The sequence below is a fragment of the Kosakonia sp. genome, assembly GCF_032104925.1.
GTDB lineage: Bacteria > Pseudomonadota > Gammaproteobacteria > Enterobacterales > Enterobacteriaceae > Kosakonia.
The window spans coordinates 27,191-48,998 of record NZ_DAMCGF010000019.1; the positions used below are offsets into that span (position 1 = coordinate 27,191).

Consider the following 21,808-nt stretch of genomic DNA (forward strand, 5'->3'; position numbering starts at 1 on the left):
GTAACATTTCAGAATTTCCGCATACGCCACAGACGGTAAGCGGCGATTGTGCGATGATGCCGTTTTGACTGCCGGAGTTGTCATGAAGCTGCCTGTAAAAATCCGCCGTGACTGGCACTATTACGCGTTTGCGATTGGGTTGATATTTATTCTGAATGGCGTGGTCGGGCTGCTGGGGTTTGAAGCCAAAGGCTGGCAAACCTACGCGGTGGGGCTGGTAACCTGGGTGATTGGTTTCTGGCTGGCCGGGTTAATTATCCGCCGCCGCCCCGAGGACGAGGAGACGGCGGATAAACCGCAGTGATTAGTTATTAACGGTAATTTTCAGCGCGCTGTTAGACTGATGGCGCGCAATAGCCAGCTCAATCAGGCGCGTGATTAACTCGCTATAACCAATGCCGCTCGCCTGCCACAGTTTCGGGTACATGCTGATATTGGTGAACCCTGGCAGCGTGTTGATTTCGTTGATGATTACGTCGTTTTCCGGCGTCAGGAACACATCCACGCGCGCCATCCCTTCACAACCCAGCGCCTGATAAGCCTGCACGGCAATGCCGCGGATTTTATCGTTGATTGCCGGATCAATGTCGGCGGGCACAACCACCTGAGCCCCGTTTTCATCGATGTATTTGGTGTCGTAGGCGTAAAACTCGCTATTAAGCACGATTTCGCCACAGGTACTGGCCTGCGGTGAGTCATTACCCAGCACGGCGCATTCAATCTCACGGCCTTTGATGCCGGTTTCAACCACCACTTTTTTATCGAATTCAAACGCCAGGTTGACCGCCGCCTGGTACTGCGCTTCATTCGTCACTTTGCTGACGCCCACGGAGGAACCCTGGTTGGCGGGTTTAACAAACAGCGGCAAACCGAGCCTGGCTTGCACATCGCTGAAGCTAATTTGCCCGCGATTGGCGCGAGTTAGCGTAATAAACGGGGCGATGGAAAGCCCGGCGTCGCGTAACAGGCGCTTGGTAACGTCTTTATCCATGCAGGCTGCAGAGGCGAGCACGTCGGAGCCGACAAACGGCAAGTTCGCCAGACGCAGCATGCCCTGTAATGAACCATCTTCGCCCAGCGTGCCGTGAACAATCGGGAAGATCACATCGACATTCGGAAGCGGTGTGCTGTTTTCTGCCCGGATCAGTTGTTGCTGTTGGATCCCCGGCACCAGCGCCACGCTATTTTCCGAGGGGTTTAAGGCGATACGCGCCGGATCGTTGGCGTTTAGCAGGTAATTATTCGCATCGCTGACATGCCACTGCCCCTGTTTATCGATCCCCAGCAGCACCACGTCAAAGCGTGATTTATCCATGGCGTCGACGATATTTTTCGCCGACTGTAACGACACTTCATGTTCCGCTGATTTGCCGCCAAAGACGACCCCTACCCGCAGTTTTGCCATTTCTCCGTTCACTCACACTGAATTCACAAAGCACATACCATAGCACGTCAAAACGCACGATTCGCGGCCTTCTGCCATAATGTTTTCTGGAAACCAGAAGGAGGCGACGTGAGCGGGAAAGGGCTGATTGTTTTGTGCATCCTTCTGGCGGTGATTTGGGTTGGCTACCGCGCGTTGCCGTCTTACTACAACCCGTTTGCGCCGTTGCAGCTTAGCGACCCGCCCGGGCGCATTACGCAGTTCAAACTGCGCCGCTTGCCGCCGCAAGCCTGTGCGGAATTATTGTCGCAGGCGAACCAGCAACGCCTGATCTCGTCGGCTCCGGTTGCCGACAGTGCCGGAGATTGCCCGTTAACCAATGTCGTACGGGTACGCGACTTTGGCGCGGTTAAACTGAGCAGCAGTTTTCTCGCCAGTTGCCCGCTGGCGCTCAGTTCCGCGCTGTTTGTCGAGCAACAGGCGCGGCCACTCACCGAACGCTTTATGGGCAGCCAGCTTACGCGTATCGATCATCTTGGCAGCTATGCGTGTCGCAATATCTACAACCGCGCCGATGCGCGACGTAGCGAGCATGCCAGCGCCGAAGCGCTTGATCTCAGTGGTTTTCGACTGGCGAATGGCCAGTCCGTGACGGTACTGAAGGGCTGGCGGCAGGCGCGAACGCAGCCGTGGCTGCGGGCAATGTTAAGCGCCAGTTGCGGCTATTACGGTAACGGCCTTGGGCCGGAGTACAACGCGGCTCACGCTAACCATTTTCATCTTGGCATGCGCGGCTTTGGCCTCTGTCGCTAAGCATAATCCACTGTCAATAATGGGGTTTTTCCTCCGGGCGGCGGCATGAAACGCAAGCTGACAGATAAAATACCGAAATCGCCGTCACCGCATCTCTGGTGACTCATCGCTGGCGCATTCTTGTTAACCTGTGCGCTGTTTGTCAAAATCTCAACAATTACGCGTACTTATGGAATCCTGGAAGGTCAATCTTATCTCGGTCTGGTTCGGTTGTTTTTTCACCGGTCTGGCCATCAGCCAAATTCTGCCGTTCTTGCCGTTATATGTTGCGCAATTGGGCGTGACGTCCCATGAAGCGCTGTCGATGTGGTCAGGCTTAACGTTCAGTATCACCTTTCTGGTTTCGGCGATTGTTTCGCCCATGTGGGGCAGCCTGGCGGACCGGAAAGGGCGCAAACTGATGCTATTGCGCGCCTCGTTAGGGATGGCGATCGCGATTCTGTTACAGGCGTTTGCCACCAATGTCTGGCAGTTGTTGATCCTGCGCGGTGTGATGGGGCTGACGTCTGGCTATATTCCCAATGCGATGGCGCTGGTGGCTTCGCAGGTGCCGCGCGAGCGCAGCGGCTGGGCGCTAAGTACGCTCTCCACGGCGCAGATAAGCGGCGTGATTGGCGGGCCGCTGATGGGGGGTTTTCTCGCCGACCATGTGGGGCTGCGCATGGTGTTCCTTATCACGGCGATATTGCTGATCGTGAGTTTCCTCGTCACGCTGTTTTTAATTAAAGAGGGCGTCAGACCCACGGTGAAAAAGGGCGATCGCCTGAGCGGCAAGGCGGTGTTCTCTACCTTGCCGTACCCGGCGCTGGTCATCAGTTTGTTTATCACCACCATGGTGATTCAGCTGTGCAACGGCTCTATCGGCCCGATCCTGGCGCTGTTTATTCAATCTTTGTCACCGCATACCACCAACATTGCTTTTCTCAGCGGGCTTATCGCCGCTGTGCCCGGTGTCTCGGCGCTGATTTCCGCCCCGCGCCTCGGCAAACTGGGGGATCGCATTGGTACATCGCGCATTTTAATAGCGACGATGGCGGTGGCCGTGGTGCTGTTTTTCGCCATGTCGTTTGTCACGTCGCCGCTCCAGCTTGGGATCTTGCGCTTTATGTTGGGTTTTGCCGATGGCGCCATGCTGCCCGCCGTGCAGACGTTGCTACTGAAATACTCCAGCGATCAGGTCACCGGGCGTATTTTCGGGTACAACCAATCGTTTATGTATCTGGGAAATGTTGCCGGGCCGCTGATGGGAGCCACCGTATCCGCGATGGCGGGTTTCCGTTGGGTATTTGCCGCCACGGCCGTGGTGGTGTTTATTAATCTCTGGCAATTACTGCTGGCGTTTCGCCGGGTAAAACGCTAACGCAACAGGGCCGAAATAATATAAGTCTGCTTCGGCCTTACTATCGTTTTTTCTTATGCAAATAAGCCTGGCGCTTTTTTTTATTTATCGCTAAGCCACTCAAAGGATTTGCCATCGAAGCGGGAGAAACGTTTCGTTACCCCTGTTTTTTAAATGACTATTAAGCCTTGTGAGAAAATCCGCAAAAATAATACATGTATCTACTTTGCAACATCAAAACTCAATGCTAACGTCTTTGAAATCTCGTAAGGAAATAGCGCTATGAAAAATCTCATTGCAGAGTTATTGGTCAAGCTGGCAGAAAAAGAAGAAGAGTCGAAAGAACTGGTCGCTCAGGTTGAAGCGCTGGAAATCGTGGTGACCGCGCTGCTGCGCCAGATGGCGACGACGGAACAACAGGCGTTAATTCAGAGTATTGAAGGGGCGCTGGAAGAAGCCCGGCCGGGAACGCACGTTACCCATCAGGACGCGGAGTTGCTGCAACAGTACGTAAAAAAGCTTTTAAGGCACCCGCGCAGCTAAACCTCTGACGCGCTGCCTGCACTGTCATATCACTGTCATCTGCGCTACCTATAGTCGCTCTGTTTTATTTTCTTTAAGTATTTGTACATGGAGAATATTAAAGTGAAACAGAGCGCATTATTTCTTGCATTATTACCTCTGATGTTTACCCCAGCTATTTATGCCGAAACGACGTCGGCACCGGTTCTTGATAATCGTGCTGCTCACGGCGATATTTCCACGCCTGGTGGTGCGCGCCGTTTAAGTGGTGACCAAACCGCTGCTCTGCGTGATTCCCTCATGGATAAGCCCGCCAAAAATATTATTTTGCTGATTGGCGATGGCATGGGAGATTCCGAAATTACCGCCGCGCGAAATTACGCCGAAGGGGCCGGTGGATTTTTTAAAGGTATTGACGCACTGCCGCTGACCGGCCAGTACACACACTATTCGCTGGACAAAAAAACCGGCAAGCCGGATTACGTCACTGATTCCGCCGCATCCGCCACGGCCTGGAGCACCGGCGTGAAAACCTATAACGGTGCGCTCGGCGTCGACATTCACGATAAAGATCACACCACCATTCTGGAGATGGCCAAAGCCGCCGGTCTGGCGACGGGCAACGTTTCCACTGCGGAACTGCAAGACGCTACGCCCGCCGCGCTGGTTTCTCACGTTATTTCACGCCGCTGCTACGGCCCGACGGTGACCAGTGAGAAGTGTGCGCTTAACGCGCTGGAGAAAGGCGGGAAAGGGTCGATTACCGAACAACTGCTGAACGCCCGCGCGGATGTCACTTTGGGCGGCGGTGCGAAAACCTTTAGCGAAACCGCGACCGCTGGTGAGTGGAAAGGGAAAACGCTGCGTGAACAGGCGCAGGCGCGCGGCTACCAGCTGGTCGGTGATGCCTCTTCGCTGGCGGCGATCAGCGAAGCTAACCAGGATAAACCGCTGCTGGGGCTGTTCTCTGACGGCAACATGCCGGTGCGCTGGGAAGGGCCAAAAGCCTCGCTGCACGGCAATATTGATAAACCTGCCGTGACCTGTACGCCCAACGCGAAACGCACCGACAGCATACCAACACTGGCGGCGATGACGGAAAAAGCTATTGATTTGCTCAGCAAAAATGAGAAAGGCTTCTTCCTGCAAGTGGAAGGCGCGTCGATCGATAAACAGGATCACGCGGCGAACCCGTGCGGTCAGATCGGCGAAACGGTTGATCTCGACGAAGCTGTGCAGAAAGCGCTGGAATTTGCCAAAAAAGATGGCAATACGCTGGTGATCGTGACGGCGGATCATGCCCACGCCAGCCAGATCATTCCGGCAGATACCAAAGCGCCAGGCTTAAGCCAGGCACTGAACACCAAAGACGGCGCGGTAATGGCCATCACTTACGGCAACTCGGAAGAGGAGTCGATGGAACATACCGGAACGCAGGTTCGCATCGCGGCTTACGGCCCGCATGCGGGCAACGTGGTGGGGCTGACAGATCAGACCGATCTGTTCTACACCATGAAAGCAGCGCTGAATCTGAAGTAACAGCCTCCCGGCGGTAAATCTTTGCTGCCGGGTGGTTTTTTCACCAATTAGTACCATCCTTAAAAGGCACATTAAGAGAAGGATGGTGCTATGAAAATAACATTACTGGTTACCCTCGTTTTCGGTCTGCTGTTTGTCACGGCGTTAAGCGCCGCCGAAAAAACACTGACCCCGCAACAACAACGTATGACCCTCTGCAATCAACAGGCGACGGCGCAAACCCTGGCGGGAGACGCCCGTAAGAAATACATGAGTGACTGCCTGAAAAACACCAAAACTGAGCCCGGACAAAAAAGCCTGACGCAGCAGCAGCAGCGGATGCGCGAATGTAATGCCCAGGCGACGCAACAATCCCTGAAAGGCGAAGATCGCAGTAAATTTATGAGCGGTTGCCTGAAAAAACCGCAATAACGCATCGGGTGAGCATCGCGTTTTGCTCACCCTCTTTTCGGAATTTGCCCCGTCTTTTTGCCCGCCCGCTAATCTCTGCCAGGCTTACTTTGTGAGCTTCGTTTTATTTTCCCTTTTCCTCGTGGTTGTGCGCTGTCTGGCGTTACGCCCGTTTTCGCAACACTGACACGGGAGCAAAGCGATGAACTATCAATATGTTACTGAACTTAATGCCTTACCGGAAAGCCAACCGGTCAAAGTGGATGTCGCGGGAACCTCAATGATCCTTATCCGCACCGGGGCGAAAGTTCGCGCCTTTCAGAGTAAATGCCCGCACGCAGGCGGGCCGCTGGAGAAGGGCGCCGTGTGCGATGGCAAACTGGTCTGCCCGTGGCATAAAGCCGCGTTTGATATCACCAATGGCGAATGGCGTGAACCGCTGGCGCTGCAAAACCTCAAGCAGTATCCGGTGATGCTTGAGCAAAATCGTGTACTGGTGAACCCGCGTCCACTTTCTCCCGCCAGCCATTCGCTTATCCGTGGCGAGCGCCCGCAAACCGCCGTGATCCTGGGAACAGGTGCCGCTGGCAGTGCGGCGGCGATAACGCTGCGTGACGCCGGGTTTAACGGTCACCTGGTGTTGATCGATAAAGAAGATGATGCGCCCTACGATCGCACTGCGCTGAGCAAATTCGTTCCGGCGGGAAAAATGAAAATCAGTGACGTTCCCCACTTGCTGGACAGCGCCTTTTACAGCCAGCCCGGCGTCGAAAGCCTGCGTGAAGAGGTGGCGAATATTGATTGCCACGCTCACCAGCTTACGCTTGCCGGTGGCCGACAGATCGCTTTCGACAAACTACTGCTGGCCACCGGTGGCCAGCCAGTATGGCCAGATATTCCCGGCAACCACCTGGCGGGTGTGCATGTGCTGCGGGGTATCCACCAGGCTGAGCGTCTGCTCAATGAAGTCGAACAGGAGCAACAACTGGTAGTGATCGGTAATAGTTTTATCGCCATGGAACTGGCGGCGGCGCTGCGTAATCAGGATATCGACGTGACGGTGTTATCGCGCCATGCGCTGCCGTTTGTACCGCAGTTCGGTGAGGTGGTGGGGCGGTATTTTATGGATCTGCATAAACAGAACGGCGTGAAGTTTGTTACCGGCGAACCGGCTGCGCTGGAGGGGAACGGCCATGTGCGGAGCGTAACGTTAAAAGATGGCCGTTCCGTACCAGCACACGTAGTGGTATTTGCCACGGGGGTGCAACCGGTGACCGATATGGCACACGATTTGCCTCATGAAAAAGATGGCAGCCTGACGGTGGATGAAACCTTGAGCGCGGCGCCGGATGTCTGGGCGGTAGGGGATATCGCCAGCTACCCGGCCCCGGAAGGGCGTCGTCGCATTGAACACTGGCGTGTGGCGCAGCAGCAGGGACGGCTCGCCGCGCTGAATATGCTGGGTGAACGGCACACCTTTGATCGGGTGCCCTTTTTCTGGACGACCCACTTTGGTAACCGCTTTGAATATCTCGGTTACACCCGTGAGTGGGACAGTATGAAAATGCTGGGATCGTTTGATAATAAACGTTTTGCCGTGCTCTACGGCGAAGAAGGCGTACTGAAAGCGGTGCTGAGCTGCGGCGAGTACAGTGAAACGGCGGGCTTACTGCTGAAAATGCAGCAACCGATTAGCATGCATGCTGCCAGCGAAATGCTGGCCTGAGAAATCGCGCCACGCGACATCGCGTGGCGCATTAGTTAGCTACTCATTTTGTCAGACTTCGCCATACACGCGGCAATCGCTTCGATCACCGCAGAGCGGAATCCTTTCTCTTCCAGCACTTTTACCGCTTCAATGGTGGTGCCGCCAGGCGAACAGACCATATCTTTAAGCTCGCCCGGATGCTTGCCACTTTCCAGCACCATTTTTGCCGAGCCCATCACCGCCTGTGCGGCAAATTTATAGGCCTGCGCGCGCGGCATCCCGCCCAGCACAGCGGCATCGGCCATCGCTTCGATAAACATAAACACATATGCCGGTGCGGAGCCGCTGACGCCAACCACCGGGTGGATCATCGGTTCGGCAATCACTTCCGCTTCACCAAAGCAGCGGAAGATATTCAGCACATCGGCGGTATCTTCCGGCGTGACCAGCGCGTTAGGCGTCACAGAGGTCATGCCCGCATTCACCAGCGACGGGGTGTTGGGCATGGCGCGGACGATTTTGCGGTCGTGGCCGAGCGCGCGCGCTAACTGATCAAGCGTAACGCCGGCGGCGATGGAGACCACCAGCGTCTCTTTGTTCAGGCTGGAGGCGATATCGTTAAGCACTTTAGCCATAATGTTCGGTTTGACAGCGCCAAAGACGATATCGGCAATCTGCGCCACTTCCTGCGCGCTTTGCGCGGCGTTCACGCCAAACTGATCATGCAGGGCAGCCACTTTCTCCGGCGATGGGGTATACACCCAGATTTGCCCCGGCAGCACCTGACCGCTGGCAATCAGGCCGCCAACAATCGCTTTTCCCATGTTACCGCAGCCGATAAAACCGATTTTCTTCTCCATCACATCCGTCTCTCTGCTTGTAAATGTTTGTGCGATATAGCTTAACGTGGATTGGCGGCGAGGGCGAAAGGATCTCTCCTTTCCCCGACAGGAAATTAAAGCGACAATGCGCCAAAACCAGAAAGGAGTAACGATGGCGATTTGGGTTGATGCGGACGCCTGTCCGAACGTAATCAAAGAGATTTTATTCCGTGCCGCCGAGCGCACACAGACCCCGTTAACGCTGGTGGCGAACCAAAACCTGCGTGTGCCGCCGTCGCGGGTGATCCGCTCCATCAGAGTGCCTGCCGGTTTTGATGTCGCCGATAATGAAATTGTCCGGCTGTGCGAAGCCGGTGATTTGGTGATAACGGCGGATATTCCGCTGGCGGCGGAAGTGCTGGCAAAAGGCGCGGCGGCGCTGAACCCGCGCGGTGAACGCTATAGCGAGGCAACTATTCGCGAAAAGCTGATGATGCGCGATTTTATGGATACCCTGCGCAGCAGCGGTATTCAAACCGGTGGCCCGGACAGTCTGTCACAGCGGGATCGCCAGCAATTCGCCGCCGAGCTGGATAAGTGGCTGCTGGCCGACAAGCGCCGCCAGAGCGAGTAAATTCTGCGCATCCCCGTTTGATATGTTACTGTTTGCCGCCTTGCGGGCTTGCCAGCCTGTGTTACATTCAGTAAGGTTGCCGCGACACGTGCTGCCATAGAATCTTTACAGATGAAACCCAGATTAACTCTGGTTTCGCTTGAGGTTTTTATGGGCGCAGACATAAAAGTGTAACGTTAATTTTACGATGAATTTCGTACTAGTTTGGTGATATTATCGCTGTCTTATTTTCCGTCCTGCACTGTGCAGGACCCGGAGGGAACACCTGCTCATGACGCTCCCCATTTTTCTTATCGGCGCACGTGGTTGCGGTAAAACGACAGTTGGTCGGACGCTGGCGCTGGCGCAGGGATGCCAGTTTATCGATACCGATTACTGGTTGCAGGAAAATGCCCAACAGACCATCGCAGCGATTGTTGAACAGGAAGGGTGGGACGGATTTCGCGCACGGGAAACCGCCGCGCTGGAAGCGGTTAGCGCGCCATCACGCGTGGTGGCGACCGGCGGCGGGATTATCCTTCGCGAATACAACCGCCGTTTTATGCGTGAACACGGCGTGGTAATTTATCTCTGCGCGCCGGTCGATGTGCTGGCTGACCGGCTGGAGGCTTTTCCCGAGGAGGGGCAACGCCCGACGCTAACCGGTAAGCCCATCAGCGAAGAGGTCAGTGAAGTGCTGGCGCAGCGCGATGCGTTGTACCGTGAAGCTGCGCATTATGTAGTGGATGCAGCGCAGTCGCCGGATAAGGTGGTGTCTGATATTGAAGCGGCATTGCAACTGGCGCGCGCCAGTTAGCGAAACGTTTGTCTATACTTATTGCTCGACCCGCAAAATGAGGAAGAGCTATGCCGACCAAACCGCCATATCCGCGTGAAGCCCGTGTTGTCGCCGTTGAAAAAGGTGCGAATGGCCCGACAGTGACCTGGTATGAACTGCGCGCCGACCATCCGAAACCGGATACCTTAATTAGTGAACACCCCACCGAGCAGGAAGCTCTGGACGCCAAACGGCGTTATGAAGATCCGGACAAAAGCTAAGCCGCATCTTGCAGGCTGGATGATTTCCTGAACATTACAAAAAAGGATCTACGTCACGTTTTTAAACTGGCTGAATAATAGCCAGCGGTTACTCTTTTATGGTTACTGGAATTTATATGAACACAGGGGTGGCATGTTCTCTTTACACAACAGCCGTCAAAACGGCGTGATCGAGAGCGAATAAGAACAAGCAGTGATGAAAGGCGGAAAGTAGAAAATGAGCGCGACCTTGGCGATCCTCACCATCGGTGTGGTACCGGTAAAAGAGATTTTCCCGCTCCTTGCGGAGCACGTTTCAGAAGAGCAGATCACCCATCTCAGCCTGCTGGGTAAAATGGATCCGGATGAGGTGCGACGTGAATACGCCGTTGGTGCCGGGGAGCACGCCATTCCCACTCGATTAAGCGATGACAGCCTCGGGATGGTTTCCCGCGAGAAAGTGGAGCGCGATCTGCAAGGTATCATCGAGGTGCTGGATAACCAGGGTTATGATGTCATTTTGCTGATGAGTACCGCTGATATTCGTGGTTTTGTTGCGCGTAACGCGATTTTGCTTGAGCCGCAGCGCATTATTCCGCCGCTGGTCGCTTCCATTGTTGACGGGCATCAGGTGGGCGTGATGGTGCCCATTCCCGAACTGATGGCGCAGCAAAAGAAAAAATGGCAAGTGCTGGAAAATGAACCTTACTACGTGCTGGCCCATCCTTACCTGGCGACAGAACAGGAATTAATTGCCGCGGGTAAAGAGCTTATTGAGCGCGGTGCGGATGTGCTGATGCTGGATTGTCTTGGTTTCCATCAATATCATCGCGATTTGCTGCAAAAAGCGCTGGATGTGCCCGTTTTGTTATCGAATGTGCTGGCCGCGCGGCTGGCATCTGAACTGCTGGTTTAGACCAGCAATCGTGTGAATTTCTCGTGACAGAAGCAAAGCCCGGCCTCTATAGTGTTTTTCCATACATTTTCTTTATAAGGGCCAGTTCATGCTTCAAAGTAACGAATACTTTTCCGGTAAAGTGAAATCCATTGGTTTTACCAGCAGCAGCACTGGCCGTGCCAGCGTTGGGGTCATGGCGGAAGGGGAATACACTTTCAGCACCGCGCAGCCGGAAGAGATGACGGTAGTAAGCGGCGCGCTGAATGTACTGCTGCCGGGCGAAACTGAATGGAAAGCTTACGCCGCGGGTGAAGTGTTCAACGTACCTGGCCATAGCGAATTTCATTTGCAGGTGGCGGAACCGAGTTCTTACCTCTGCCGTTACCTGTAATGCAAAACGCCCGGAAAATCCGGGCGTTTGTCTGTGGAGAAAAGGTTAGCGCTGCGCTTCGCCGCCTAAGCCTTCCACCAGGTTTTGAATCAGCGCCGCCAGCTCGCCGGTCATCAGAATAAAATCGGCATCGAAACGCTGGGCAAAATCTTCGCGATCGATATCTTCGTTCTGATCCCGCAGCTCATCGCAGAATTTCAGGCGTTTTACGGAACCGTCATCGCACATCAAGAACTGGATACGCTGCTGCCAGTCGAGCGCCAGCTTAGTGACCACTTTGCCTGCCTCAATGTGTACGGCGATTTCATCGCTCACCAGATCCTGTTTTTTCGCACGGATCACGCCGCCATCTTCCAGCATCGCTTTCAGCTCTGCTTCGTCCAGCAACTGGAAACCCTGCGCTACCGTACCGGAACGCACCCATTCGGTGAGCGTCAGTTCGATAGGATTTTCCATCGCCAGCGGTACGACCGGCAGCGAACCGAGGCTTTTACGCAGCAGCGCCAGCGTGTCTTCCGCTTTTTTGGCGCTGGCGCAGTCGACCATAATCAGACCATTCACGGTGTCGATCCACATCATGGTCTGGCTGAAACGGCTGAACGCACGCGGCAGCAAGGAGTGCAGCACTTCGTCTTTCAGCGAATCTTTTTCGGTTTTTTTCAGCTTGCGACCCTGCTCGGCTTCAAGACGGGAAATTTTTGCTTCCAGCGCTTGTTTGACTACCGGCGTCGGCAGAATTTTTTCCTCTTTACGCGCACAGATAATAATCTGACCGTTGTTGCTATGGGTCAGCGCGTCGCTGTGTGAACCCATCGGTGGAACCCATCCGGTTTTCGCCATATCCTGACTACCGCATGGAGTAAACGATAGTGGGGCAAGCTGTTTTTCCATCTCTTCCGCACGCAGCGCAACATCGCGGCTGAGACGGTATACCATTAAATTTTTGAACCACAGCATGATTTTTTCCACGGCCTTGTCGTTAAATGCAGCGGGCATGATAGCGAATTGTCGCCGCCGTTGCATTGCTAATGCGTGGTCCACTATGAGGAGTTTGATGTGCGTATCGGTATCGACTTAGGTGGTACAAAAACAGAAATTATTGCGCTGGGCGAACAAGGCGAAGAGTTGTTTCGCCACCGCCAGGCCACGCCGCGTGACTATTGGCAAACCATTGAGCTAATCGCTTCGTTGGTGGATCTCACGGAAAAAGAGACCGGGCAGCGCGGCACGGTAGGCATGGGCATTCCCGGTTCGATTTCGCCCTACACCGGTGTGGTGAAAAATGCCAATTCAACCTGGTTGAACGGTAAACCGTTCGATAAGGATTTGAGCCAGCGGTTAAACCGCGAAGTGCGGCTGGCAAACGACGCCAACTGCCTGGCGGTTTCCGAGGCGGTGGACGGCGCGGCAGCCGGTGCGCAAACGGTGTTCGCGGTGATTATCGGCACCGGCTGCGGTTCCGGCGTCGCGCTTAACGGCCACGCACACATTGGCGGTAACGGCACCGCAGGCGAGTGGGGGCACAATCCGCTGCCGTGGATGGATGAGGATGAGCTGCGCTACCGCACCGAAGTCCCCTGTTATTGCGGCAAGCAGGGCTGTATTGAAACCTTTATTTCCGGCACCGGCTTTGCCACGGATTATCAGCGGCTTAGCGGCAAGGCACTCAAAGGCCATGAAATCATGCGGCTGGTAGACGAGCAGGACGCGGTGGCGGAACTGGCGATCGGCCGGTACGAGCTGCGGCTGGCAAAATCACTGGCGCATGTGGTGAACATTCTTGACCCGGATGTGATTGTGCTGGGCGGCGGCATGAGTAACGTCGAGCGGCTTTACCAGACCGTACCGGTTCTGCTGCGCAACTGGGTATTTGGCGGTGAGTGCGAAACGCCGATCCGCAAAGCGCTGCACGGCGATTCCAGCGGTGTACGCGGCGCGGCATGGCTGTGGCCGCAGGGCGAATAAACAACAAGGGCGCGGTTGCACGCGCCCTTATTTTTAACTCACCGCGAATTTCCCGTCGAGTTTGCTGTAGCCCAGCCCGTTAATTTTCTTCACTTTGATCTGCACCGGGATGCGCTCTTTCATCGCTTCCACATGGCTAATCACGCCGATGGTTTTGCCGCTGGCGTTCAGCGCGTCAAGGGCATCCAGCGCCGTATCCAGCGTTTCACTGTCCAGCGTGCCAAAACCTTCATCGAGGAACAGCGAGTCGATGCGGGTTTTATGACTCACCAGATCGGAGAGCGCCAGCGCCAGCGCCAGGCTGACCAGGAAGCTCTCGCCGCCGGAAAGGGTGCGCGTATCGCGTACCGCGTCCGCCTGCCAGGTGTCGACCACCTCCAGCTCCAGGGCGTCGCTCTCCTTACGTTTCAGCAGATAACGACCATGCAGGCGATTAAGCTGGTTGTTCGCCAGCCAGACGAGGTTATCCAGCGTTAAACCCTGGGCGAATTTGCGGAATTTATCCCCCTCTCTGGAGCCGATAAGCGCGTTCAGATGTCCCCAGTCGTCATACAGCACGCTGGCATGCGCCATCTCCTGCAATACGTTTTGCTGGCGCTTGCGGTTATCTTCGTCCTGTTTCAGCTGTTGGCGGAATTCACCCTGACGAGTGGTGTTTTCCCGAAGCTGGCGCGAAATAGCCTCCAGCGTCAGGCCAATGCTTTCAGCCGTGGCATCCGGGGCGAGTGCCGCAGGCGGCTGTGCCTGGTGCGCATTTAGCGCCTGTTCAGCGCTGTTCGCTAGTGCCTGTTTCTGCTGGCATTCGCTGTCGAGCTTCTGGCGTAACTGCTCAAGGCGCTGGCGTTCAGGCTCGGTGAGCAGGGCGTCGAGAAAGGCCTGATGATCGGCGAAAACGCTTTTCCCCAGCGCATCGGCAAATTGTTGCTCCAGCGCGGCTGCGGTTTGCTCCTCTTGCGCCAGTTGCTGGTGCAGAGTTTGCCACTGGCTTTGCAGCGCAAGACAGGCATCGTGTACTTTCCGCCAGCCTTCCAGCGCTACTGTCTGCCCATCGCTGGCGGTGTCGCTTTCCGGTAGCGTCTCAAGGATCGGCGTGAGCTGCGCCATCTTTTCGTGCAGCGCACTGAGCTGCTGCTGTTGGTGTTGCCATTGTTCGGCTTCCTGCGTGCGCGCCGCCAGCCACGGCTCCTCTTCGCCTTCCGCTGGCAGGATCAGATCCAGCTGCTGCAGTGTGGTCGCCAGTTTTTCACGGCGGGCAACCACAGCTTGTTGATACTGCTCGCTTTGTTGATGAAGTTCGCGGATTTGCAACTGCAGTGTCTGGCGCTGGTTTAGCAAGTAAAGCTGATGTTCATAAGCATCCTGCGCGCTTTGCCAACTGGTAAGCTCGCGATGCGGCTCCAGCGTGACGCTGAGCGCGGCACAGGCTTTTGCCCACTCCTGCAACCAGTTTTGCTCCTCTTGTTGCAGGTTTTTCACTTCGCGCTCATCTTTTTCGTAGCGTTCAGCCAACCCTTTCAGGCGCTCGCCAAGCGCGACGCCATCCTCTTTGACCTGGCGCACTTCCAGGTCCAGCGCGCTGCGCCGTGCCTGATTGACGCCTGGCTCAAGGGTTTGATAATGCGCAATTGCCGGATGTTCGGTTGCGCCACACAGCGGGCAAGGGTGACCCGGTTGCAGACGCGCGCGCTCGCTTTCCAGATCTTTGATGCGGTTTTCCAGCTCGCAAATGGTCGTGACTTCCGTCAGCAGCTGGTTTTTCTCTTTATACAGCTCGCGTTTGCGCGCCAGTTCAGCGCTGATCTTTTCCTGCTCGGCGCGTAAATCAAGCAAGCTCTGCTGGCGCTGCGCCAGCTGTTTGCGCAGCGGAGCAAAACGGGCATGCAGGGCGGTAAGTTGCTGGCGCAGCGGGCGGTTTTGCGCGCACAACGCCATTGCCGCAGCCGTCTCTTCCGCGCTCATTGCCAGTGTCGATTCAGGTAAGGTGCGCAGTTTCGTCTCGTAAGTCTGCACACGCTGTTGCAGGCCGAGCCACTGTTTTTTCTCTTCTTCCAGCTGGTTGAACAACACACGCCAGCCGGTTAATTCGTTCTGCCAGCGCTCAAAACGGGCATTCTCAACAAGCCAGCTTTCCAGCGTTTTCTGCGTTTTCTGCAATGTTGCATGCTGCTGCTGGGCGCTAAAACGAATGTGTGCGCGCTGTAACAGGCTGGCATGTAAGCGAGTATTTACTTCTTCGCTTTGTGCGCGGGTGCGAACCAGCGCTTTACGCTGCTCCTCAAGCCGATCCCATAGCGGGCGCAATTGCAGCGCCGGTTGCGCACGTTCCAGCGCCGCTAACTGCGGCTGGGCACCGGCCAGCGCTTGCTGAGCCTGTACCAGTGCGGCCTGCGCGCGTCCGCGCGCGGCGCGTAACTCCGCGTCGCGGTTCAGCCAGTTGGCCTGCGCCTGTATGTCGCGCTGCCCTGCCAGCAAACGTTGCTCTTCGTCAGTAAGCGCCTGCAAACGTTGCGCAAGCTGCTGGCGCTGCTCATCACTAAGCAGTTCCACGCCTTTTGCCTGCGCCTGCAACTGCTCCAGCCGGGTTTTCGCCGCTTTGTGTTTTTCAAACACCATGGCGGAAATCTGGCCGTAAATCTCGGTGCCGGTCAGCTCTTCGAGCAACTCGGCGCGTTCGCGCGGCTTCGCATTGAGGAATGCGGCAAACTGCCCCTGCGACAGCAGCATAGAACGGGTAAAGCGGCCATAATCCAGCCCGGTCAGTGAGGCGGTAAGATCAAGCTTATCTTTCACTTTATCGGCAAGGATTTTGCCATCGGCGCAGGCCGCCAGCTCAACGCGCGGGGCTTGCAGGTTGCCATCCGGCAGCCCACGGGCGCGGCTCTGGCTCCAGAACGCGCGGTAGGCGACGCCTTTCACTTCAAACTCCACCTCGGCCAGGCAGTCGGCCGTATCGCGGGTCATTAAATCGTTTTGCGATTGCGAAAGGGTGCTCAGGCGCGGTGTTTCGTGGTACAGCGCCAGGCAGATAGCGTCGAGCAGCGTGGTTTTCCCCGCGCCCGTCGCGCCGGTAATGGCGAATAAACCGTTACTGGCAAACGGCTCTTCGGTGAAGTCTATTTTCCACTCGCCTTTAAGCGAGTTCAGGTTTTTTAGCCGCAGGCTCAGGATTTTCATGCTTCATTCTCCTCATCCAGTGCCTGGCGCGCTTCGCTAAATAGCGTGTGTAACCGTGCATTTTGTGTGTCGTCGAGTTCTGCCAGCGCAAGGCGGCGGGCAAACACCTCTTCCACTTTTAATTCGTTTAAGGTTTCGCGTAACTCGCCGGAAAGAATTCGTTCGCGCTGCTCGCGGCTGCGGCGCACCAGCAGCACTTCGACCGGCAAATCTTCGGTTACCAGCTGGATTTTGCGTTGCATATCCGCCAGATATTCATGGCTTTCGATTTCAATATCCAGCCAGACGGGTGGCTCTGCGGGGGCATTGCGCCACTGTTCTAACTGACGGCAGATTTCAGCGAAATCGCCTTTGATCACCGCTAACGGTTGGGTTGCCGGCACCTCCAGCGCCGTGACATCGGCGAGCTTACCTTCGGCGAATGTCACCAGATTGACGCTTTTGCTTTTCCCGGTTTCATCAAAGCTCAACGCAATGGGCGAACCGCAGTAACGGATGTGCTCAAGGCCGCCAATCTTCTGCGCGCGATGAATATGGCCGAGCGCGAGGTAATCCACAGGGGGAAAATTTTGTGCAGGGAAGGCGTCTAACGTGCCGATATAAATATCACGCACCGCGTCACTTTTACTGGCACCCACCGTGGTTAAATGGCCGCTGGCGATAATCGGCAGTCGGTTGTCACCGCGCAGTTCACAGGCCTCAGTAAATTGTTGTTGATAGTAATCGGTGATCGCCGCCAGTAAATGCTGCTGTTTTTGTTGCCCGGAAAGCCCCGCCTGGCTAACGGTAATGTCGCGCGGGCGTAAAAACGGCACCGGGCAAAATACCGCGCCGGGTTCGCCATCGCGGCGCTTTAGCAGGAACGGCCTGGCGCCTGCACTGGCCACCACGGTGGTTTTCAGGTAGGCGAGGATCTCTTTTGATTCATTCAGCGTGGCCACGGAATCGTGGTTTCCCGCCAGCACGATAAGCTGGCAGCCCGTCTGCTGGAGTTTGACCACAAAGCGGTTGTAAAGCTCGCGGGCGTAGCTTGGCGGGGAACCGGTATCAAAAATATCGCCTGCGACAATAATGGCATCCACCTGATGCGTTTCGGCGGCGGCGAGCAGCCAGTCGAGAAAAGCGTCATGTTCGGCGGCGCGGTTTTTACTGTAGAAGTTTTGACCCAGATGCCAGTCTGAAGTGTGAATGATGCGCATAGCGGTTCCATGGCGAAAAAGCGTAAAGCAGATTATAAACATTAAGCAGATGAGGGACATAACCGAACGCAAATTTGCGTTGTCACACGGCCACCGGGCGGGTCATATAGCGGTCATCTTATTCATAAATCTGTCATAAAACTGACGCATAATGGCGCCGCTACATATACTGACGACTTAATTAAAACAGGGCGAATTATGGCGAGACGAATTCTGGTCGTAGAAGATGAAGCACCAATCCGTGAAATGGTGTGCTTCGTGCTCGAGCAAAATGGTTTTCAACCGGTGGAAGCTGAAGATTATGACAGCGCGGTGAACCAACTTAACGAACCCTGGCCCGACCTGGTTTTACTGGACTGGATGCTGCCTGGCGGTTCTGGCATTCAGTTTATTAAACATCTTAAACGCGAAGCGATGACCCGTGATATTCCGGTGATGATGCTGACCGCGCGCGGGGAGGAAGAGGATCGCGTTCGCGGTCTGGAAACGGGGGCGGACGATTACATTACCAAGCCATTTTCACCGAAAGAGCTGGTCGCGCGTATTAAAGCCGTGATGCGCCGTATTTCACCGATGGCGGTGGAAGAGGTGATTGAAATGCAGGGGCTGAGCCTCGATCCTTCCTCTCACCGCGTGATGACCGGTGAAAATCCGCTGGATATGGGACCGACAGAGTTTAAACTCTTACACTTCTTTATGACTCACCCGGAACGTGTTTATAGCCGCGAACAGCTGCTGAACCACGTATGGGGAACCAACGTTTACGTTGAAGACAGAACCGTGGACGTGCATATTCGCCGTCTGCGCAAAGCGCTGGAACACAGCGGCCACGATCGTATGGTGCAAACAGTGCGCGGCACGGGATATCGTTTTTCGACCCGTTTCTGAAATTTGACAGGAGTGTGACGCGTGCTGGAACGGCTGTCATGGAAAAGGCTGGTGCTGGAGCTCCTCCTTTGTTGTATCCCCGCCTTTATTCTCGGCGCGATTTTCGGTTACCTGCCCTGGTTTTTGTTCGCCGCGGTAACCGGGTTGCTGATCTGGCATTTCTGGAATTTACTGCGTCTTTCCTGGTGGTTATGGGTCGATAAAAGCATGACGCCGCCGCCGGGAACCGGCAGCTGGGAGCCGCTACTGTACGGGCTACACCAGATGCAGATGCGTAACAAAAAGCGCCGCCGCGAACTGGGAAATTTGATCAAACGCTTTCGCAGCGGTGCGGAATCGCTGCCGGATGCGGTGATCCTCACCACGGAAGAAGGGGCGATTTTCTGGTGTAACGGTCTCGCGCAGCAGATGCTGGGGCTGCGCTGGCCGGACGATAATGGCCAGAATATCCTTAACTTGCTGCGCTACCCCGAATTTACGAAATACATCAGGAACCAGGAGTTTGGCCGACCTCTGCACCTGGTACTAAATAATGGGCGGCATCTTGAGATTCGCGTCATGCCCTACAGCGAGCAACAACTGCTGATGGTGGCGCGCGATGTGACGCAAATGCACCAGCTGGAAGGCGCGCGGCGTAACTTTTTCGCTAACGTCAGCCATGAACTGCGCACCCCGTTAACGGTGCTGCAGGGCTACCTGGAAATGATGCAGGAGCAAACGCTGGAAGGGGCGCCGCGCGAAAAAGCGTTGCACACCATGCGTGAACAAACGTCGCGGATGGAAGGGCTGGTGCGTCAGCTACTCACGCTGTCGAAAATCGAAGCCGCACCGACGCTACCCCCTAACGAGACCATTGATGTACCGATGATGCTGCGGGTTGTCGAACGGGAAGCGCAAACCCTCAGCCAGCAAAAACACACGTTCACGTTTGACGTGGATAACACGCTCAAAGTGCTCGGGAACGAGGAGCAGCTGCGTAGCGCAATCTCTAATCTGGTGTATAACGCCGTCAACCACACGCCAGCGGGCACACACGTTATTGTGCGCTGGCAGCATGTACCGCAGGGCGCCGAATTTAGCGTGGAAGATAACGGACCGGGCATTGCCGCAGAACATATTCCGCGCCTGACTGAACGTTTCTACCGGGTGGATAAAGCCCGCTCGCGGCAAACCGGCGGCAGCGGTCTTGGATTGGCGATTGTCAAACACGCGGTAAATCACCACGAAAGCCGCCTTGATATCGTCAGCGAGCCGGGCAAGGGCACTCGCTTTAGCTTTGTTCTGCCGGAACGTCTGGTTGCCAAAAAAGCCGCTTCCTGAAGGCGCTGTCAGCATATCTTTCCAGCGGCCTGCGAAAACAGGCCGCTTTCCCGCACCGTCTACCACAGCTGAAACGTATTTTGTACGTCTGCTGCTTTTTTGTTCGCATGATCAGCCATGTGTTTTTCCTATAAATGGAGTATTTGACTGCCTGTTTTTTGCAATGCAGCATAACCATCTGGTTTTGCGATCCCACCTTGCCTTTAAACGTTATAAGCGTTTAAATTGCGCCCCATACATTGTCAGACCGACTGTGTTTACGTGGTAAATCGAAAAACTATTCTTCGCCACGTTGTACATAAAGCATTTCCCGCTGATTTTTCACGCAATTGGCGTTTTATTGTTCGGTTGGGAAAGGCCAATAATTCATCACTTTACGACACCACATCCACAGGCAGTAAAACTTATGACCCATCACTTAAAACCACGAGACATAGTCGCTCTGGGCTTTATGACCTTTGCCCTCTTCGTAGGCGCAGGTAACATCATTTTTCCTCCGATGGTCGGCTTACAGGCGGGTGAACACGTCTGGACGGCGGCGTTTGGCTTTCTGATTACCGCTGTGGGTTTGCCGGTGCTCACCGTTGTCGCACTGGCGAAAGTGGGTGGTGGCGTCGATAGCCTGAGCACGCCGATTGGTAAAGTGGCGGGTGTTCTGCTGGCGACGGTTTGCTATCTGGCAGTTGGGCCACTGTTTGCGACGCCGCGTACGGCAACCGTCTCGTTTGAAGTCGGGATTGCACCGCTGACTGGCGAAGGCGCAATGCCGCTGCTGATTTACAGCGTGGTTTACTTCGCGCTGGTGATCCTGGTGTCGCTCTATCCTGGCAAACTGCTTGATACCGTGGGTAACTTCCTTGCCCCGTTGAAAATCATCGCGCTGACTATCCTCTCGATCGCCGCGATTGTCTGGCCGGCGGGTTCCATCAGCCATGCGCTGGACGCCTACCAGAACGCCTCTTTCTCCAACGGTTTCGTCAACGGCTACCTGACGATGGACACCCTGGGCGCGATGGTTTTCGGCATTGTGATTGTCAACGCGGCGCGTTCGCGCGGCGTGACCGAAGCGCGTCTGCTGACCCGTTACACCATTTGGGCTGGCCTGATGGCGGGCGTGGGTCTGACGCTGCTTTATCTGGCGCTGTTCCACCTGGGTTCAGACAGCTCTTCGCTGGTTGATCAGTCTGCCAACGGTGCCGCCATTCTGCATGCTTACGTTCAGCACACTTTCGGCGGTGCGGGCAGCTTCCTGCTGGCGGCGCTGATTTTCATCGCCTGCCTGGTGACGGCGGTTGGCCTGACCTGCGCCTGTGCCGAGTTTTTCGCGCAGTATCTGCCGCTCTCTTATCGTGCGCTGGTGTTTATTCTGGGTATCTTCTCGATGGCGGTGTCCAACCTCGGGTTGAGCCACCTGATTCAGATTTCGATTCCGGTGCTGACGATGATCTACCCGCCCTGTATCGTACTGGTGGTGCTGAGTTTTACCCGCTCCTTCTGGAACAGTTCAACACGCGTTATCGCACCGACCATGTTTATCAGCCTGCTTTTTGGTATCCTTGACGGCGTGAAAGCCTCCGCGTTTGCTGAACACCTTCCTGCCTGGACACAGCGCTTGCCGCTGGCGGAGCAGGGACTGGCCTGGTTGATGCCGGGTCTGGTGATGGTGATTCTGGCCGCAATCTGGGATCGCGCCGCCGGACGGCAAGTGACTTCCAGCGCGCATTAACAGCAGCAAACACGGTTTGTTTAACCACGGGGTACGCGCTCCGTGGTTTTTTATTTTTGTGTTGAATAATGGCAGTGGAA

The 21,808-nt window shown here is 55.5% G+C and carries 21 protein-coding genes; 16 read left to right on the forward strand and 5 right to left on the reverse strand.

Annotated elements, in window-relative coordinates:
* Positions 1–82: 82 nt before the first annotated feature.
* The gene (locus RT644_RS23055) at positions 83–304 is read left to right on the forward strand and encodes a DUF2754 domain-containing protein (protein WP_017458816.1); all 222 of its coding nucleotides are present in this window, start codon (positions 83–85) and stop codon (positions 302–304) included.
* Here RT644_RS23055 and ddlA read toward each other — a convergent pair whose 3' ends face one another.
* Positions 305–1,405: a D-alanine--D-alanine ligase gene (gene ddlA, locus RT644_RS23060; RefSeq protein ID WP_313628293.1), complete on the reverse strand. Its 1,101-nt coding sequence runs from the start codon at positions 1,403–1,405 to the stop codon at positions 305–307.
* 108 nt (positions 1,406–1,513) lie between these two features.
* Here ddlA and RT644_RS23065 point away from each other — a divergent pair, with 108 nt between their 5' ends.
* The 6 genes from RT644_RS23065 (at position 1,514) to RT644_RS23090 (ending at position 7,713) form a co-directional block, all read left to right on the forward strand.
* Positions 1,514–2,197 (forward strand): extensin family protein, encoded by a 684-nt coding sequence (locus tag RT644_RS23065; protein WP_020456717.1) that lies wholly within the window; start codon positions 1,514–1,516, stop codon positions 2,195–2,197.
* Between the two features lie 169 nt (positions 2,198–2,366).
* Positions 2,367–3,557: a multidrug efflux MFS transporter gene (locus RT644_RS23070; RefSeq protein ID WP_313628296.1), complete on the forward strand. Its 1,191-nt coding sequence runs from the start codon at positions 2,367–2,369 to the stop codon at positions 3,555–3,557.
* 261 nt (positions 3,558–3,818) lie between these two features.
* Positions 3,819–4,079, forward strand: coding sequence for an anti-adapter protein IraP (gene iraP / locus RT644_RS23075; RefSeq protein ID WP_017458820.1), 261 nt, complete (start codon positions 3,819–3,821; stop codon positions 4,077–4,079).
* 87 nt (positions 4,080–4,166) lie between these two features.
* Complete coding sequence (gene phoA / locus RT644_RS23080; RefSeq protein WP_020456719.1) at positions 4,167–5,597, forward strand: alkaline phosphatase; 1,431 nt, start codon at positions 4,167–4,169, stop codon at positions 5,595–5,597.
* A gap of 90 nt (positions 5,598–5,687) precedes the next feature.
* Positions 5,688–6,008 (forward strand): phosphate starvation-inducible protein PsiF, encoded by a 321-nt coding sequence (gene psiF, locus RT644_RS23085; RefSeq protein WP_313628299.1) that lies wholly within the window; start codon positions 5,688–5,690, stop codon positions 6,006–6,008.
* Between the two features lie 181 nt (positions 6,009–6,189).
* Positions 6,190–7,713 (forward strand): FAD-dependent oxidoreductase, encoded by a 1,524-nt coding sequence (locus RT644_RS23090; protein WP_313628301.1) that lies wholly within the window; start codon positions 6,190–6,192, stop codon positions 7,711–7,713.
* A gap of 35 nt (positions 7,714–7,748) precedes the next feature.
* Here the strand turns inward: RT644_RS23090 and proC are convergent, their stop codons facing one another.
* The gene (gene proC, locus RT644_RS23095) at positions 7,749–8,555 is read right to left on the reverse strand and encodes a pyrroline-5-carboxylate reductase (protein WP_020456722.1); all 807 of its coding nucleotides are present in this window, start codon (positions 8,553–8,555) and stop codon (positions 7,749–7,751) included.
* 133 nt (positions 8,556–8,688) lie between these two features.
* On the opposite strand from proC, the gene RT644_RS23100 reads away from it, so the two are divergent.
* The 5 genes from RT644_RS23100 (at position 8,689) to ppnP (ending at position 11,456) form a co-directional block, all read left to right on the forward strand.
* On the forward strand, positions 8,689–9,150 hold the full coding sequence (locus tag RT644_RS23100; protein WP_313628303.1) for a YaiI/YqxD family protein: 462 nt from the start codon (positions 8,689–8,691) through the stop codon (positions 9,148–9,150).
* A 271-nt stretch (positions 9,151–9,421) separates the two neighbouring features.
* Positions 9,422–9,946, forward strand: a complete 525-nt coding sequence (aroL, locus tag RT644_RS23105; protein WP_020456724.1) for a shikimate kinase AroL — start codon at positions 9,422–9,424, stop codon at positions 9,944–9,946.
* Positions 9,947–9,996: 50 nt separating this feature from the next.
* Positions 9,997–10,188, forward strand: coding sequence for a protein YaiA (yaiA, locus tag RT644_RS23110; RefSeq protein ID WP_017458827.1), 192 nt, complete (start codon positions 9,997–9,999; stop codon positions 10,186–10,188).
* A 217-nt stretch (positions 10,189–10,405) separates the two neighbouring features.
* The gene (locus RT644_RS23115) at positions 10,406–11,083 is read left to right on the forward strand and encodes an AroM family protein (protein ID WP_020456725.1); all 678 of its coding nucleotides are present in this window, start codon (positions 10,406–10,408) and stop codon (positions 11,081–11,083) included.
* 88 nt (positions 11,084–11,171) lie between these two features.
* Complete coding sequence (gene ppnP / locus RT644_RS23120) at positions 11,172–11,456, forward strand: pyrimidine/purine nucleoside phosphorylase (protein ID WP_017458829.1); 285 nt, start codon at positions 11,172–11,174, stop codon at positions 11,454–11,456.
* Positions 11,457–11,501: 45 nt separating this feature from the next.
* On the opposite strand, the gene rdgC is transcribed toward ppnP, so the two are convergent.
* Entirely contained in the window at positions 11,502–12,413 is a 912-nt protein-coding gene (gene rdgC, locus RT644_RS23125) for a recombination-associated protein RdgC (protein ID WP_044489799.1), read from the reverse strand.
* A 99-nt stretch (positions 12,414–12,512) separates the two neighbouring features.
* Here rdgC and mak point away from each other — a divergent pair, with 99 nt between their 5' ends.
* Positions 12,513–13,421: a fructokinase gene (gene mak, locus RT644_RS23130; RefSeq protein ID WP_045509305.1), complete on the forward strand. Its 909-nt coding sequence runs from the start codon at positions 12,513–12,515 to the stop codon at positions 13,419–13,421.
* 33 nt (positions 13,422–13,454) lie between these two features.
* On the opposite strand, the gene sbcC is transcribed toward mak, so the two are convergent.
* Positions 13,455–16,595, reverse strand: a complete 3,141-nt coding sequence (gene sbcC / locus RT644_RS23135; RefSeq protein WP_313628306.1) for an exonuclease subunit SbcC — start codon at positions 16,593–16,595, stop codon at positions 13,455–13,457.
* Positions 16,592–17,794, reverse strand: a complete 1,203-nt coding sequence (sbcD, locus tag RT644_RS23140) for an exonuclease subunit SbcD (RefSeq protein WP_313628308.1) — start codon at positions 17,792–17,794, stop codon at positions 16,592–16,594. The genes sbcC and sbcD overlap by 4 nt, the downstream gene beginning before the upstream one ends.
* Positions 17,795–17,992: 198 nt before the next feature.
* On the opposite strand from sbcD, the gene phoB reads away from it, so the two are divergent.
* From phoB to brnQ, 3 genes are all read left to right on the forward strand, one after another.
* Complete coding sequence (phoB, locus tag RT644_RS23145; protein ID WP_007373472.1) at positions 17,993–18,682, forward strand: phosphate response regulator transcription factor PhoB; 690 nt, start codon at positions 17,993–17,995, stop codon at positions 18,680–18,682.
* A 21-nt stretch (positions 18,683–18,703) separates the two neighbouring features.
* A complete protein-coding gene (phoR, locus tag RT644_RS23150; protein WP_020456730.1) occupies positions 18,704–20,002 on the forward strand; it encodes a phosphate regulon sensor histidine kinase PhoR in 1,299 nt (432 codons plus the stop codon).
* 406 nt (positions 20,003–20,408) lie between these two features.
* On the forward strand, positions 20,409–21,728 hold the full coding sequence (gene brnQ, locus RT644_RS23155; RefSeq protein ID WP_313628310.1) for a branched-chain amino acid transporter carrier protein BrnQ: 1,320 nt from the start codon (positions 20,409–20,411) through the stop codon (positions 21,726–21,728).
* Positions 21,729–21,808 lie beyond the last annotated feature (80 nt).

Excerpts from the sequence above, each read along its gene's own strand:
- RT644_RS23055 (WP_017458816.1), top strand. The coding sequence starts at position 83 with ATGAAGCTGCCTGTAAAAATCCGCCGTGACTGGCACTATTACGCGTTT.
- ddlA (WP_313628293.1), bottom strand. The coding sequence starts at position 1,405 with ATGGCAAAACTGCGGGTAGGGGTCGTCTTTGGCGGCAAATCAGCGGAA.
- RT644_RS23070 (WP_313628296.1), top strand. The coding sequence starts at position 2,367 with ATGGAATCCTGGAAGGTCAATCTTATCTCGGTCTGGTTCGGTTGTTTT.
- iraP (WP_017458820.1), top strand. The coding sequence starts at position 3,819 with ATGAAAAATCTCATTGCAGAGTTATTGGTCAAGCTGGCAGAAAAAGAA.
- phoA (WP_020456719.1), top strand. The coding sequence starts at position 4,167 with ATGGAGAATATTAAAGTGAAACAGAGCGCATTATTTCTTGCATTATTA.
- psiF (WP_313628299.1), top strand. The coding sequence starts at position 5,688 with ATGAAAATAACATTACTGGTTACCCTCGTTTTCGGTCTGCTGTTTGTC.
- RT644_RS23090 (WP_313628301.1), top strand. The coding sequence starts at position 6,190 with ATGAACTATCAATATGTTACTGAACTTAATGCCTTACCGGAAAGCCAA.
- proC (WP_020456722.1), bottom strand. The coding sequence starts at position 8,555 with ATGGAGAAGAAAATCGGTTTTATCGGCTGCGGTAACATGGGAAAAGCG.
- RT644_RS23100 (WP_313628303.1), top strand. The coding sequence starts at position 8,689 with ATGGCGATTTGGGTTGATGCGGACGCCTGTCCGAACGTAATCAAAGAG.
- aroL (WP_020456724.1), top strand. The coding sequence starts at position 9,422 with ATGACGCTCCCCATTTTTCTTATCGGCGCACGTGGTTGCGGTAAAACG.
- yaiA (WP_017458827.1), top strand. The coding sequence starts at position 9,997 with ATGCCGACCAAACCGCCATATCCGCGTGAAGCCCGTGTTGTCGCCGTT.
- RT644_RS23115 (WP_020456725.1), top strand. The coding sequence starts at position 10,406 with ATGAGCGCGACCTTGGCGATCCTCACCATCGGTGTGGTACCGGTAAAA.
- ppnP (WP_017458829.1), top strand. The coding sequence starts at position 11,172 with ATGCTTCAAAGTAACGAATACTTTTCCGGTAAAGTGAAATCCATTGGT.
- rdgC (WP_044489799.1), bottom strand. The coding sequence starts at position 12,413 with ATGCTGTGGTTCAAAAATTTAATGGTATACCGTCTCAGCCGCGATGTT.
- sbcC (WP_313628306.1), bottom strand. The coding sequence starts at position 16,595 with ATGAAAATCCTGAGCCTGCGGCTAAAAAACCTGAACTCGCTTAAAGGC.
- sbcD (WP_313628308.1), bottom strand. The coding sequence starts at position 17,794 with ATGCGCATCATTCACACTTCAGACTGGCATCTGGGTCAAAACTTCTAC.
- phoB (WP_007373472.1), top strand. The coding sequence starts at position 17,993 with ATGGCGAGACGAATTCTGGTCGTAGAAGATGAAGCACCAATCCGTGAA.
- brnQ (WP_313628310.1), top strand. The coding sequence starts at position 20,409 with ATGACCCATCACTTAAAACCACGAGACATAGTCGCTCTGGGCTTTATG.